17 protein-coding genes and 1 pseudogene are annotated in these 12,546 nt (G+C 41.4%); 13 read left to right on the top strand and 5 right to left on the bottom strand.

The window, feature by feature from the left end:
• Nucleotides 1-4 precede the first annotated feature (4 nt).
• Nucleotides 5-616, top strand: coding sequence for an HAD family phosphatase (locus KUH03_RS39235; RefSeq protein ID WP_257090049.1), 612 nt, complete (start codon nucleotides 5-7; stop codon nucleotides 614-616).
• 135 nt (nucleotides 617-751) lie between these two features.
• On the opposite strand, the gene KUH03_RS39230 is transcribed toward KUH03_RS39235, so the two are convergent.
• The 4 genes from KUH03_RS39230 to KUH03_RS39215 are packed head-to-tail and all read right to left on the bottom strand — an operon-like array spanning nucleotide 752 to nucleotide 2,626.
• Nucleotides 752-1,210 carry a hypothetical protein gene (locus KUH03_RS39230; protein ID WP_257090048.1) on the bottom strand — a complete coding sequence of 153 codons (459 nt, stop codon included), beginning with the start codon at nucleotides 1,208-1,210 and terminating at the stop codon, nucleotides 752-754.
• Nucleotides 1,186-2,133 carry a hypothetical protein gene (locus tag KUH03_RS39225; RefSeq protein ID WP_257090047.1) on the bottom strand — a complete coding sequence of 316 codons (948 nt, stop codon included), beginning with the start codon at nucleotides 2,131-2,133 and terminating at the stop codon, nucleotides 1,186-1,188. Before KUH03_RS39225 ends, KUH03_RS39230 begins: the two co-directional genes overlap by 25 nt.
• Before the next feature lie 14 nt (nucleotides 2,134-2,147).
• Entirely contained in the window at nucleotides 2,148-2,429 is a 282-nt protein-coding gene (locus KUH03_RS39220) for an RNA polymerase sigma factor (RefSeq protein WP_257090046.1), read from the bottom strand.
• Nucleotides 2,360-2,626: a sigma factor gene (locus KUH03_RS39215; protein WP_257090045.1), complete on the bottom strand. Its 267-nt coding sequence runs from the start codon at nucleotides 2,624-2,626 to the stop codon at nucleotides 2,360-2,362. The genes KUH03_RS39220 and KUH03_RS39215 overlap by 70 nt, the downstream gene beginning before the upstream one ends.
• 348 nt (nucleotides 2,627-2,974) lie before the next feature.
• Here KUH03_RS39215 and lysS point away from each other — a divergent pair.
• The 10 genes and pseudogenes from lysS (at nucleotide 2,975) to KUH03_RS39165 (ending at nucleotide 9,342) form a co-directional block, all read left to right on the top strand.
• Nucleotides 2,975-4,690: pseudogene (lysS, locus tag KUH03_RS39210) on the top strand (lysine--tRNA ligase).
• 293 nt (nucleotides 4,691-4,983) lie between these two features.
• Nucleotides 4,984-5,469 (top strand): patatin-like phospholipase family protein, encoded by a 486-nt coding sequence (locus KUH03_RS39205; RefSeq protein ID WP_257090043.1) that lies wholly within the window; start codon nucleotides 4,984-4,986, stop codon nucleotides 5,467-5,469.
• Nucleotides 5,470-5,507: 38 nt separating this feature from the next.
• A complete protein-coding gene (locus KUH03_RS39200) occupies nucleotides 5,508-5,942 on the top strand; it encodes a hypothetical protein (protein WP_257090042.1) in 435 nt (144 codons plus the stop codon).
• Nucleotides 5,943-5,973: 31 nt separating this feature from the next.
• Entirely contained in the window at nucleotides 5,974-6,276 is a 303-nt protein-coding gene (locus KUH03_RS39195; protein ID WP_257090041.1) for a hypothetical protein, read from the top strand.
• A 46-nt stretch (nucleotides 6,277-6,322) separates the two neighbouring features.
• Nucleotides 6,323-7,204, top strand: a complete 882-nt coding sequence (locus KUH03_RS39190; protein WP_257090040.1) for a spore maturation protein — start codon at nucleotides 6,323-6,325, stop codon at nucleotides 7,202-7,204.
• Between the two features lie 183 nt (nucleotides 7,205-7,387).
• Entirely contained in the window at nucleotides 7,388-7,768 is a 381-nt protein-coding gene (locus KUH03_RS39185) for a methylglyoxal synthase (RefSeq protein WP_120257954.1), read from the top strand.
• Between the two features lie 21 nt (nucleotides 7,769-7,789).
• Nucleotides 7,790-8,158 carry an OsmC family protein gene (locus KUH03_RS39180; RefSeq protein WP_257090039.1) on the top strand — a complete coding sequence of 123 codons (369 nt, stop codon included), beginning with the start codon at nucleotides 7,790-7,792 and terminating at the stop codon, nucleotides 8,156-8,158.
• 227 nt (nucleotides 8,159-8,385) lie between these two features.
• Nucleotides 8,386-8,751 carry a hypothetical protein gene (locus KUH03_RS39175; protein WP_257090037.1) on the top strand — a complete coding sequence of 122 codons (366 nt, stop codon included), beginning with the start codon at nucleotides 8,386-8,388 and terminating at the stop codon, nucleotides 8,749-8,751.
• Between the two features lie 5 nt (nucleotides 8,752-8,756).
• On the top strand, nucleotides 8,757-9,116 hold the full coding sequence (locus tag KUH03_RS39170) for a hypothetical protein (RefSeq protein WP_257090036.1): 360 nt from the start codon (nucleotides 8,757-8,759) through the stop codon (nucleotides 9,114-9,116).
• Nucleotides 9,117-9,126: 10 nt separating this feature from the next.
• Entirely contained in the window at nucleotides 9,127-9,342 is a 216-nt protein-coding gene (locus KUH03_RS39165; RefSeq protein ID WP_257090035.1) for a hypothetical protein, read from the top strand.
• Here KUH03_RS39165 and KUH03_RS39160 read toward each other — a convergent pair.
• Complete coding sequence (locus tag KUH03_RS39160) at nucleotides 9,339-10,265, bottom strand: mechanosensitive ion channel family protein (RefSeq protein WP_257090034.1); 927 nt, start codon at nucleotides 10,263-10,265, stop codon at nucleotides 9,339-9,341. The two genes, KUH03_RS39165 and KUH03_RS39160, sit on opposite strands and share 4 nt — an antisense overlap.
• A gap of 99 nt (nucleotides 10,266-10,364) precedes the next feature.
• Here KUH03_RS39160 and KUH03_RS39155 point away from each other — a divergent pair, with 99 nt between their 5' ends.
• Both KUH03_RS39155 and KUH03_RS39150 read left to right on the top strand, forming a co-directional pair.
• Entirely contained in the window at nucleotides 10,365-12,233 is a 1,869-nt protein-coding gene (locus KUH03_RS39155; RefSeq protein ID WP_257090033.1) for a cation-translocating P-type ATPase, read from the top strand.
• Nucleotides 12,131-12,355, top strand: coding sequence for an HAD hydrolase family protein (locus tag KUH03_RS39150; RefSeq protein ID WP_257090032.1), 225 nt, complete (start codon nucleotides 12,131-12,133; stop codon nucleotides 12,353-12,355). Before KUH03_RS39155 ends, KUH03_RS39150 begins: the two co-directional genes overlap by 103 nt.
• Nucleotides 12,356-12,546: the final 191 nt, after the last annotated feature.

The following is a 12,546-nucleotide window of genomic DNA, read 5'->3' as shown; positions in this document are numbered from 1 at the left end:
ACATATGTCACCTGAATCACAACGTAAATTTGAACAGCTCAACCTTCTTGCCGAATCCTATGACGCCCTACTATTCGACGTCGACGGTACTTTGGCCGACAACATGGATGCCCACAAACAAGCATATCAAGCTGCCGCCGAACAATATGGTGTCATTTTGGATGTCAATCTTATTGACGAAACAGCCGGCTGGCCTACGGTTGCCGTTGCCGAGGAAATCAGTAAACGCTATGGCGTAGACTTCGATTATCAGGAATTTTCAACGCTAAAGTCCACCATATTTCGGGATGAGTATGTCTTTAAAACAAAGCCTGTGGATTATGTTGTTGAACATTTAAAATATCAAAAGGGTAAAAAACATATTGCAGCTGTCTCGGGTGGCACTAGAACAACCTTGTCGATGACCCTGACAACCATAGGCGTATGGGATGACCTGGAAACATTGGTCTGTGCGGGTGATACAGCAGAAGGCAAACCCTCGCCCCAACCGTTCTTACTTGCTGCTTCACAGCTGAATATAGCTCCTGAGAAATGTTTAGTCTATGAAGATGGTGTCCCTGGTGTAGAAGGCGCAAAAGCCGCTGGAATGGGCTGGGTCCGCGTAGATGAGCTATAATTAATCTAATAAAAACGCTACAAAAAGCCCCGAATTTTCTATTCGAGGGCTTTTCTTTATTCCTACGTTCCCTCCTTTCAGACTGTTCAATTCTGGGAGCGATTCGCTTCTACTTTCGCATGACTTCTTTCTATACTAGAAGCTGGTGATAATTTTCACACCACCATTACTATAATTCAGGTCAGATGACCGTAAGCCGCCGACCGGTATTTTATAATAGGGTTCCACAGAAATGGAAAGTTTTCCTACTTTCTGTTTTCTTCCAACCGAGAAATTAACAAAACCATTTACACCTTTATCATCCACATTCTTTTCGGTGGACTTTTGCTTATACTCCGTATTATTGGTTTCATAAATGGTCGCGCGCTCCTGATCCAGTACACCAACATAGGAAACCCCTACAGAGGTATAAAAATTCTTTGTGATTGCATAACGAACATCAACCGGAATATCCACTGTTAGAATTTTACCAGAGACACGTTCGTTGCTTTTGGCATCTTTCGCATCGGCCAAACCCTTTGCAAAAGCATTACTCAAACCATTGGGTTGTGAAAGATAACTTGGTGCGTTCATTTCAAAAGAATTGGAAGCCATCGCCGGTGTGATGGGCGTATTTCCCGAAACAGCACCATAGTGTTGGATCGAAGCACCTGAACGAATGCTGATCTTACTTGAAACATTATAGGCAAGGGCAACTCCCCGCCAAGCGTGATGCTTTCAGAAGTGGAGGCTGGAGACACAAATGCGCCCATTTCCCACTTTCTATCGAGGTCATTGTTGGATTTCAACATCACACTACCCCTCCGGTTTTCCTGTTGTCCAGCATATAGCGCAGCAAGGCGTGCAGCTTCACGTTGGGTCTGTGTGGAAGAAACCACAGTATTTGAGTTCGTTGGTGTCACATTTGATTGCGTTGTTGTGGCAACCTGAGTCCTTGTCGTGATATCGGCCGAAGCAGTGACTGTAGGATCATCCAAATTGATCTGTGCGGATAATGTACTATTTCGCAATTGCATAGTCTGCCCATCCAAAGCGGCGAAATTATTTGATACATTGATATTATTTCCACGCACAGTCTTTCCACCAAATAGGACAAACTGTTGTTGCTGACTATTATCCGTAGGCTCACTTTCCGCCTTCGAATAAGTAAATGGTCTATCCCGCAATAACTCCTGTGTACTTAGCCCCTGCTCTCCAGTGACAGCAGACAATGAGCGTTGAATAGACTCTTTTAAATCTTTATTATCGGCGAGAACCTCGCTATTTTTATCATTTTGTGTTAAAACTGCAGAAGACGGAGCTACCGAAGAATTATTTTTTAAACCCCAATACCCCACACCAAAACATAAAATTACAGCGGCTGCCGCACTCCAATATTTCCAAGCGGAAGAAGGCGGTGCTGCTACCCCATGCTTTGATGCAAACTTTTCCCAGGAGCCTTCCCGATACGGTAGCTCATGGTCTTTTAATTGCCCAATGATTTCTTCTATCAATTCTTTTTTCTTATTGCCTTCCATTGTAACAACAATATTTATCTTATTTCTTGAACTACACCGGTATAGTCCAAGTATAATTTTCTCAGTTTTTGTTTTGCCCTTGTCAGATAAGTACGCGAAGTACTATCGGGTATATTTAGCATTTGGGCAATTTCATCATGTGAATACCCTTCTATTTCATAGAGATTAAAAATAGTTTTTTGAATTTCGGGAAGCTGATCCAACAGACTCAGGATTTCATTCACCTCTAAGCGGCTTTCCAATTGAACCGACGGCGTATGCATATCCCCTTCAGCCATATCCTCAACAGAATACATTTGTTTTTTACCCTCAAAAAATCAATAGAGATATTGGCAGCGATTCGACCGATCCAGGCCCTAAATGACTTTTCAAGGTTCTCCGCATCGATATCCATATTAAAGGATTCCAATTTTCGAAAAATCCGCACAAAGCTCTCATTCACAAGCTCCTCGGCATCCACATCCTGTTTGACATAGCGGATAATGATTGCCATGAGGTAGCCATAATATTTTTATAGACGAAAGCCTTTCCGTCCTCACGATTTCGCAAGCAACGCTCCAGGGCATCATGTAAAGATGATAGCTTCTTGTTATAAAAATATGACTGAATAATTCCCACTTAAACTATTTAAATATTAAGCTTCAAATAACGAAAATAAAATTATAAAACTTAAAATCAAATAGTCGAATGTCCCCGCTTAATATCACTATTTAACTATTTTTATTCTCCTAACGGTTCCTATTTATATTTCGCTACACTGCTTTCAAAAAAATCAATAAAAAGAATTGAAAAAATGGCTATTTTTGCATGATTTTCACATTTTAAATATTATTCAGACCGAATGAGTACTGTATTATCCGAACAGGAACAACTTAGAAGACAGGCGATGCAATCGTTGTTGGATATGGGAATCGAGCCTTTTCCAGCAAATGAATTTGTCGTCAACGCACACGCTGCCGATATTTTAGAAAACTACGATAGAGATAAATTGAATTATAAGAACATTACCATTGCCGGACGTATCATGAGTCGTCGTGTCATGGGAAGTGCTTCATTTTTGAAATTCAAGATTCTACCGGACGTATCCAGGCCTATATCAAGCGTGATGACGTATGTCCTGATGAAAATAAAGATCTCTATAATGTCGTTTTCAAAAAGCTATTGGATATTGGTGATATTGTAGGTGTCAAAGGATATGTTTTCACAACACAGACCGAAGCTATCGCAGTACACGTTGAGGAACTTACCGTATTATCCAAATCTTTGCGCCCACTTCCGATCGTTAAATCTGCCGAAGGCAAAACTTTCGATGCCTTTACAGATCCGGAGCAACGTTACAGAATGCGTTATGTGGACTTGATCGTGAACCCTGCCAATAAAGATATATTTGTAAAACGTACCAAGCTTTTCAATGCCATGCGTCAATTCTTTAATAATGCGGGTTATATGGAAGTGGAGACACCTGTTTTGCAGTCTATCCCTGGTGGTGCAACGGCACGTCCATTTATCACACACCATAATGCACTGGATATCCCATTATACCTTCGTATCGCCAATGAGCTTTATCTAAAAAGATTGATCGTGGGTGGTTTTGACGGTGTGTATGAGTTTTCAAAAACTTCCGTAACGAAGGAATGGACCGGACCCATAATCCCGAATTTACGGCAATGGAAATCTATGTAGCCTACAAAGACTACAACTGGATGATGGATTTTACAGAGCGCCTGTTGGAATATTGTGCTGTAGCGGTCAATGGTACCACTGAAGCAACTTTCGGTGAGCACAAAATTGATTTCAGAGCGCCATATAAGCGTATTTCCATGACCGATTCCATTAAAGAATTTACTGGATTTGACATCACAGGAAAAACCGAGGATGAAATTCGTATTGCTGCAAAAGGCATGGGAATCGACGTCAACGAGACAATGGGTAAAGGCAAGCTGATCGACGAGATTTTCGTGCTAAATGTGAGGGGAACTATATCCAACCAACCTTCATCACGGATTATCCAAAAGAAATGTCACCATTGACAAAGAAACATAGAGACAATCCTGATTTAACAGAACGTTTCGAGTTAATGGTCTGTGGAAAAGAGATTGCCAATGCTTACTCGGAATTGAATGACCCTATTGATCAACGCGAACGTTTCGAGGATCAATTACGCCTTTCGGAGAAAGGTGACGATGAAGCGATGTTTATTGACCAGGATTTCTTGCGTTCTTTGGAATATGGTATGCCTCCTACTTCTGGTTTGGGAATAGGTATGGACCGCCTGATTATGTTTCTGACTAATAATGCTTCTATTCAAGAAGTATTGTTCTTCCCGCAAATGCGTCCAGAGAAAGTGGCAAAAGTTGCTGATGTGAAAGACTATGAAGAGCAAGGCATCCCAGCGGAATGGGTACCAGCTCTACAAAAAATGGGTTTTACAACCATTGAAGCATTGAAAGAAGCCAACCCGAATAAAGTTTTCAATGACCTGGGTGGTATGCGTAAAAAGCTAAAACTAGAGGTTGCGATGCCGAGCAAAGAAGATGTACTTGCTTGGTTTAACTAACCGACTACAAGCATATAAAAGGCGTGTCTAAAAAATTGGACGCGCCTTTTTGTTGGTATAATTAGGAATGTATCACTATTGCAGTTTAATCCAATCTATTGCCTATATTTTTATTACAAAAACCTTACCCAAGAAAGGGTACGCTAAATTGTAAACATTTTCTATATTTACGTATCTTGAAATAAAAATTGCTTTAGCGTATGAAGAGCATACTTGCCCTTGATGGCGGTGGTATTCGGGAATTATTCCGGCTATGATACTTGTGGCTTTGGAGGAGAAATTACAAAAAAACAATGGATCCCAATGCACGCATCGCCTCCTATTTTGATTTTATTGCCGGTACAAGCAGTGGTGGGATTCTGACAAGCATTCTACTATTCCCAGAAGAGGGAAATCCCACGCACCCCAAGTTTTCAGCACGTGACGCCCTAAACCTATTTGTCAATCACGGGACAGAAATCTTTCACACCTCCAAATGGCGACGTTTTCTAGGTGGATTTGGTCTGGTCAGTGAATTGTATTCCTCAGTTGCCTTATCAAATGTGCTGGACAGATATTTTCAGAATGCACGGTTAAGCCATCTCATTAAGCCATGTATTATCACGGCCTACAATATTGAGCTCCGTAAAAATCATTTTTTCAGACAGCAAAAAGCCATTACACATGGCGAAGCGCGTGATTTTTATCTAAAGGACGTCTGTAAGGCAACCTCAGCGGCTCCAACCTTTTTCCCGTTGCTGAAATATATTCGATATCAAACACCAGATACCCGCTCATAGATGGTGGCGTATTCGCGCAAAACCCCTCCATCTGTGGTTTGCTGGAAGTTTTAAAAGCGTTCAATAGTACGCAAATCAATGATGTATTTATGGTATCCTTGGGTACCGGCGTTTCAAAGACAGCATATAATTACGAACACTTCAAGAAAAAGCTTGCGATCCAGATAGGCCCTGCCCTAGTCGATATCATGACAAGTGCTTCTTCTGAAAGTACCGAATTTTTTATTCAACAATTGTTCAGGAACAATGGCAAACAGCAGAATTATGTTCGCCTGGAGCCGGCAAACCTGTCCAGTATCAACGCTTCCCTAGATGCTGCCTCGCCAAATAATATTCAGAAACTCATATCCTTATCCGATAAGCTGATCAGCGAGCATGAGGATACGCTGGATTATATCATCGAACACCTCATTAAAGAAAAGAATCAGAATAAGAAGAAAAATCCATGGAGCCAGTTGATGGATAAATTCTAAAAGGTTACTTTTACGCATATTTAAATCTATTATGGCATTAAACTACGTTTGGGTTGCATTTTTCTTAATCACATTTGCCGTAGCCCTTGTAAAACTTATCTTCTTCGGAGATACCGAAGTTTTCCAACAAATTGTCAACTCCATCTTTGACAGCGCTAAAAACGGAGCTGAAATCTCCTTAGGGCTGATTGGGATGATGAGTTTTGCCTTGGGAATCATGAAAATTGGTGAGAAAGGCGGCATGATCAATATCTTCGCAAAAATCGTAGGGCCTTTTTCCATAAATTATTTCCCGAAATCCCTAAAAACCACCCGGCTCTTGGATCTATCCTGATGAATTTCTCCGCCAATGCACTTGGCTTGATAATGCAGCAACGCCTTTGGGGCTTAAAGCGATGAAAGAGCTTCAGGAACTGAATCCCAATAAGGAAACGGCAACGAATGCACAGATTATGTTTATCGTACTCAATGCCTCCAGTTTGACCTTATTACCGATTTCGATCATGGCTTATCGAAAAGAAGCCGGTGCGCCAGATCCTTCCGATGTATTTCTTCCGATTTTGATTGCAACCTTCTTTTCCACCTTGGTCGCTTTGATCCTTGTTGCCCTTTATCAGAAAATAAACCTATTTAACCGTGTGGTTTTGGGCTATTTAGGTGCGATGGGGTTATTTATTGGCGGATTACTGTATTATTTTTCGGGACTACAACAAGCTGAAATCGAAGTCTTCAGCAAGGTGTTTGGCAATGTGATCTTGTTTAGCTTGTTCACTTCGTTTATAGGATTGGCCTTGTTCCGCAAAGTCAACGTTTACGATTCCTTTATCGAAGGTGCCAAAGAGGGCTTTGAAGTTTCTGTCAAGATTATCCCCTATCTGGTGGCGATGTTGGTCGGTATAGCTGTCTTTAGAGCTTCTGGAACGATGGATTATATGGTTGCGGGAATATCCAAAGGTATTGCTCTCTGTGGTTTAGATACGTCTTTTGTGGATGCTCTTCCTGTTGCATTTATGAAACCGTTAAGCGGTTCGGGTGCACGCGGACTTATGGTCGACCTGATGAATGCCAAAGGCCCGATGGACTTTGCTGCCCGCGTTGCCTGCGTGATCCAGGGTTCTACCGAGACAACATTTTATGTACTGGCAGTCTACTTTGGTGCCGTGGGTATCAAACGGACAAGACATGCCCTGCCTTGTGCGCTTTTGGCTGAGTTGGCCGGTGTGGTAGCAGCAATTATTATCTCTTATATCTTTTTCAAATAGTATTTATTGTTGGCAATAATTAAACAGCGATAGCAAATAAACACTTAATGAATTAAACCAAGAGATCTCTATAGTAGACAAATAACGATAATAGACAGATAATGGTCTATGTGTATTCAATCAGTCAGGAATCGCTTCGAAGGGTTTGAATGCATAGACAAATGAATAAATAATTAGAGACGAATGAAAAAAACAATCGCACTGATCGCCCATGATGGCAAGAAACCAGAAATGGTTGCCTTTGTCAAAGACCACCAAGATTTGTTGGAACATGCTAATATCATCGCAACGGGAACAACAGGTTCCTATGTGCGCCAAACCGGATTACCTGTGGAGCTAAAATTAAGTGGTCCTATGGGCGGTGATGCACAGATCGCTGCATTGGCCGCTGAAGGTAAAGTGGATGGTATTATCTTCTTCCGTGATCCCCTTGGCAAACATGCCCATGAACCCGACATTCAGATGTTAATGCGTGTATGTGACCTCTATAATGTTCCATTGGCAACAAATCCGGCTACTGGAAGCTTAATTATTGAAGGATTATTGGAAGATCTCGTTGACTAACAAAAAGCTATTTTATTAAAAATGATGGAAAATGAAGTTATTGTCACCATAGGTGAAACCCCTTATACAACGACTGTACAATATGGCAAACACCAGATTATTGTCGACGAGCCGGAAGATTTAGGTGGTCAGGATCAAGGGATAAGCCCCACACCACTTTTACTTTCTTCTTTAGGTACATGTAAAGCTGTCACAGTAAAAATGTATGCTGATCGAAAAAACTGGCCCCTAGAAGAAGTTATGATCCGTCTTTCTCACGAAATCAAGACCAGTGAACAGCAACAGACGACCTATATACAATGTCACATTAGCTTCAAAGGGGATTTGGACGACGAACAAAAAAGAGGTTATTTAAGATCGCTGAAAAATGTCCTGTACATAAAATCTTAACTAATCCTATTGTAATAACTTCAAATCATTTGTAATTGTTTCTTGGGATAACGGACAACACTATTTATATTTGTCCGCACAAAAATCTTCCCATAACAATCCATGCCTTTGAGGCAAATGGATACAGAAGGTTCTATTTGGCCTTTGAATTGAGTTGAAAGTACTCAATTTTGAAAGAATAAGCAGGAATCAATAATACATACACGTTCAATAAAAATAGCAAACCAATGCAATTGGATCCACAAATAGCAATAGACTCTCCTTTTAGATCAATTAAACGGGAAGACTGGAAAAATCTAAATGGAAAAATATTGCACAACTTCAGTTCCGAAGATCTTGAAAATCTACATGCGCTCAATGAGCCATTGACAAATCAGGAGATCGAAGAAGTTTACGTTCCTTTGAGCCATTTGCTAGAAATTCACATTGACCGTTTCCAAAGCCTGCATCAACGCACAAATCGCTTCTTTGGGAAAGAAGAGAGCAAATTACCCTATATTATCGGCATTGCCGGATCTGTGGCCGTCGGCAAAAGTACAACAGCAAGAGTACTGCAACGGGTACTGAGTATGCTGCCTTCAAACCAAAAGTAGATCTGGTGACAACAGATGGCTTCCTCTACCCCAATCAACAGCTGATCGAAAAAGGTATACTCAACCGCAAAGGATTCCCGGAAAGCTATGACGCCAAACGGTTGATTCATTTCCTCTCTGCTGTCAAGTCTGGAGCCCCTAAGATTACTGTTCCAGTTTATAGCCACTTGGTTTACGATGTCCTGCCAGACGACCAACAGCAAATCATTGAACAGCCGGATATCCTGATTGTCGAAGGTATTAACGTATTACAGGTTAACTCACAACGCCCCGCAAGGGACATAGTGTTTTCGTTTCCGATTTCTTCGATTATTCCATCTATGTACATGCCAGTGAGAAAACCTCATCGAATGGTATACCAATAGGTTTGAATCCTTGCGCGCTACAGCCTTCCAGAATCCGGCTTCATTTTTCCATAAATATGCGAATATGTCAGCCGAGGAAAGTCATGCCATGGCCGTGAACATTTGGAACGAAATCAACAAACCCAACCTGATCAAAAATATCTTACCGACCCGCTATCGGGCCGACCTTATCCTCGAGAAAGGCAGCCACCACTTTGTCAAGAATGTGAAAGTCAGAAAGATCTAATTGAGCCGCCCCTTAAATTGAAGCACTTCATTCAGGATCTTGCTCTGCACCTGCTGGTGAATCCGATTGCTTGAAGATATGGTGCTGACTTCAACTTTGTATTTCACAAAGTCTTTGGCCAGATCCGCTATTTTCACCGAGAAGCCCTGTCCATGGTCCAAATTGGGATTATTCTGAAATAAAGGTTTAAAATACTGCTCCAGTTCTTCCACAGCGACGGCATGGTCAACCGGCAGCTCGAATTTCACGACTATTTTATTGGACTTCTGTGAGGTTTTGTTGACCAAAGTCGCGGTAAACACCAAGTTATTCGGAATCATCACAGCATCATCATCCTCGTCCCGGACAACCAGATTGGCTAAGGTGATATCAACAATTTTGCCCTGATACTCCCCGATTTTAATGCGGTCACCGACAGAAAACTGATCCGAAAACATAATGATCAGACCCGATATCATATTTGTAATATATTCCCTAAAAATAACAGCAATGGCCATGGCAACGATTGTCATACTGGTGATAAAGTCCTTCGGATTGATACCTAAAGCAATCATCACACTCACAATAATGAAAAATACATTTCCTACGGTCGCCACACGTGTGATGCCGAGCACGAAGTTGCCACGCACAACCTGATGTTCATTTCTACTGTTGTACAGTTTAACCAAAATAAAATGACCGATCGAAATCAGTACGCTGGCTGTCAGAAAGGTATTCAGTCCGTATGCAATATTTAGTATGCTATCTTTCTGCTTATAAAAAGCTTCAAATTGCACAAATGAAGCCGTCAGTGCAACAAGTAGTATGATCCGTACAATAAAAGAAATTGAAATAGATTTCGTCATTTTTAAACGTTGATGATTTGCAAATAAAAACAAATTTATCGTTTTCTCCACTGTCACCAAAGATTTTTTTTGCGGCATGGGGAACTAAAAATGTTGCATAGCTAAACAATTTTACTTTACGTAAAAACCATTATCAGGAAATACCTATCTTTGCCTAAAGACATTACATGCTATTAAATGAAGGAATCCAACGTGCAAACTGAACTCAACGTCACCGGAATGCATTGTACAAATTGTGCTATTTCAATCCATAAATACCTAGAAGACAATGGTGCTAAGGAGATTTACGTTGATTTCGCTTCAGATGAAGTAAAGTTTTCCGATATTCCGCAGGACCAGGTTCCAAAGCTCGTTAAAGGCATCGAGTCTCTGGGATACAAAGTCATCAAGGACAAAGATGTCAGACTAAGCTTCTGGAAATCAGTTGAGTTTAAATTTCTGATCTGTCTGCTCTTTACGATTCCACTCTGGAGTCACATGTTTGTGGATCTCCCCTTACTTCATGACCCCTATGTACAACTGGCCTTATGTACACCTGTCTATCTTGTTGGTTGTATCTACTTTGGCAATAGTGCACTACGCTCACTATGGAATAAAATGCCCAATATGGATGTACTTATCTTTGTGGGTTCTACGGCAGCATTCGTCTATAGCGCTATTGGCACATACTATAAACTAGGGCACGATTACCAATTTTACGAAACCTGCGCAACCATCATTACCCTGGTTTTTATGGGGAATGTACTTGAAAAACGTGCTGTTACCAAAACCACATCTGCCATCAAAGATCTGGTTAAATATCAAGACATTAAAGCGATTAAAATTCTCGACAATCAGGAGATTGAAATTACCGCTAGAGAGATTAAATCCGGAGATATCCTCAAAGTAAATACGGGAAGTCTGATTCCAGCAGATGGTGACATCCTGGATGGACACGGCTGGATAGACGAATCAATGATCACGGGCGAGAGCATGCCTATCGAAAAAACAAAATATGAGGCTGTCATTGGTGGAACACTGCTGACTGCTGGCAATATCAGAATCACGGCAACGAAAGTAGGTTCAAAAAGCGTTTTGTATCAGATCATTCAATTGATCAAAGATGCACAGAGCAAAAAACCGCCTATCCAAAAATTTGGCGATAAAGTAGCGGCCTATTTTGTTCCTATTGTAGTCACAATCGCCTTTTTCACCTTTTTTATTGCTTACTTTATTGCCCAGTTGCCCCTGCAGCAAGCCTTGATGAATGCCATAGCGACACTTGTTGTGTCTTGCCCTTGTGCAATGGGCCTGGCTACACCAACAGCAGTGATGGTAGGTCTCGGTCGGGCGGCCAAGCAAGGTATCCTCATCAAGGGTGGAAGCACAATTGAAGAGTTATCCGAACTCAAACAGATGGTCTTTGATAAGACAGGGACACTGACAACGGGCGATTTTAACATCAAGGCCATTCAGACCTTTGGCATCGAGCAATCCCAGGTTGAATCCATTATTGCACAACTGGAAAGCTACTCCAGTCATCCAATTGCCCAATCCATCCGCAAGCAGCTCAAGGAAATAAGATCCTATCGTATTATCTTCAAGGAAGTCAACGAAATTAAGGGACAGGGAATATTTGCTACAGACAGCAATGGGAACAGCTATTCAATCTGTAATGCAAAAATCGGTAAGAAGGATTATTCCAATCGATACGACCTGACGCTGACGATTAATGAAGTGGTCATTGCAGGCATCGTTTTGGAAGATCAGATCAAGCCTTATGCAAAAGAACTTATTCAATATTTAAAAGATAAAGGGATCAGACCTATTCTCCTAAGTGGTGACCGACAGAGTAAATGTGAGCGTGCTGCACAAAAGCTTGGCATAGCTGATGTCTATTGGGAAAAATCGCCCAGCGAAAAGCTGACGATTCTGTCCAAACTAAAAAGACTGCCCCTACAGCGATGGTCGGTGATGGCATCAACGATGCTCCTGCCCTTACGGCAGCTGATGTCGGTATTTCGCTTGGCGATGCAACACATGTCGCCATTCAATCCGCGAAAGTGATCCTATTGAACAATGATCTGAAATCAATCGAGAAACTGCTACAGATTGGGCATCACACTCTCCTGACGATCAAGCAGAACCTTTTTGGGCATTTGCATATAACATCATTGCGATTCCATTAGCCGCTGCGGGGTTTCTGGGCCCTATGCTAGCAGCGTTAAGTATGGCCTTCTCCGATCTTATTGTAATTGGCAACTCGATCCGCCTACGCTTTAAAAAAAAATTGAAATAAAAACAATACAGCATCAGTACCAAGACAATCCATAAAAGATTGTCTTTTTATGTATATTAGGCTTCAATTCATTCGCTTTTG

Source organism: Sphingobacterium sp. E70 (genome assembly GCF_019285695.1).
Classification (GTDB): Bacteria; Bacteroidota; Bacteroidia; order Sphingobacteriales; family Sphingobacteriaceae; genus Sphingobacterium; species Sphingobacterium detergens.
This window is presented reverse-complemented; position numbering and strand designations above follow the sequence as displayed.

Excerpts from the sequence above, each read along its gene's own strand:
- KUH03_RS39215 (WP_257090045.1), bottom strand. The coding sequence starts at position 2,626 with ATGGCAATCATTATCCGCTATGTCAAACAGGATGTGGATGCCGAGGAG.
- KUH03_RS39155 (WP_257090033.1), top strand. The coding sequence starts at position 10,365 with ATGAAGGAATCCAACGTGCAAACTGAACTCAACGTCACCGGAATGCAT.
- KUH03_RS39235 (WP_257090049.1), top strand. The coding sequence starts at position 5 with ATGTCACCTGAATCACAACGTAAATTTGAACAGCTCAACCTTCTTGCC.
- KUH03_RS39225 (WP_257090047.1), bottom strand. The coding sequence starts at position 2,133 with ATGGAAGGCAATAAGAAAAAAGAATTGATAGAAGAAATCATTGGGCAA.
- KUH03_RS39160 (WP_257090034.1), bottom strand. The coding sequence starts at position 10,265 with ATGCCGCAAAAAAAATCTTTGGTGACAGTGGAGAAAACGATAAATTTG.
- KUH03_RS39220 (WP_257090046.1), bottom strand. The coding sequence starts at position 2,429 with ATGTATTCTGTTGAGGATATGGCTGAAGGGGATATGCATACGCCGTCG.
- KUH03_RS39195 (WP_257090041.1), top strand. The coding sequence starts at position 5,974 with ATGGCATTAAACTACGTTTGGGTTGCATTTTTCTTAATCACATTTGCC.
- KUH03_RS39180 (WP_257090039.1), top strand. The coding sequence starts at position 7,790 with ATGATGGAAAATGAAGTTATTGTCACCATAGGTGAAACCCCTTATACA.
- KUH03_RS39230 (WP_257090048.1), bottom strand. The coding sequence starts at position 1,210 with ATGGCTTCCAATTCTTTTGAAATGAACGCACCAAGTTATCTTTCACAA.
- KUH03_RS39150 (WP_257090032.1), top strand. The coding sequence starts at position 12,131 with ATGGTCGGTGATGGCATCAACGATGCTCCTGCCCTTACGGCAGCTGAT.
- KUH03_RS39185 (WP_120257954.1), top strand. The coding sequence starts at position 7,388 with ATGAAAAAAACAATCGCACTGATCGCCCATGATGGCAAGAAACCAGAA.
- KUH03_RS39175 (WP_257090037.1), top strand. The coding sequence starts at position 8,386 with ATGCAATTGGATCCACAAATAGCAATAGACTCTCCTTTTAGATCAATT.
- KUH03_RS39205 (WP_257090043.1), top strand. The coding sequence starts at position 4,984 with ATGGATCCCAATGCACGCATCGCCTCCTATTTTGATTTTATTGCCGGT.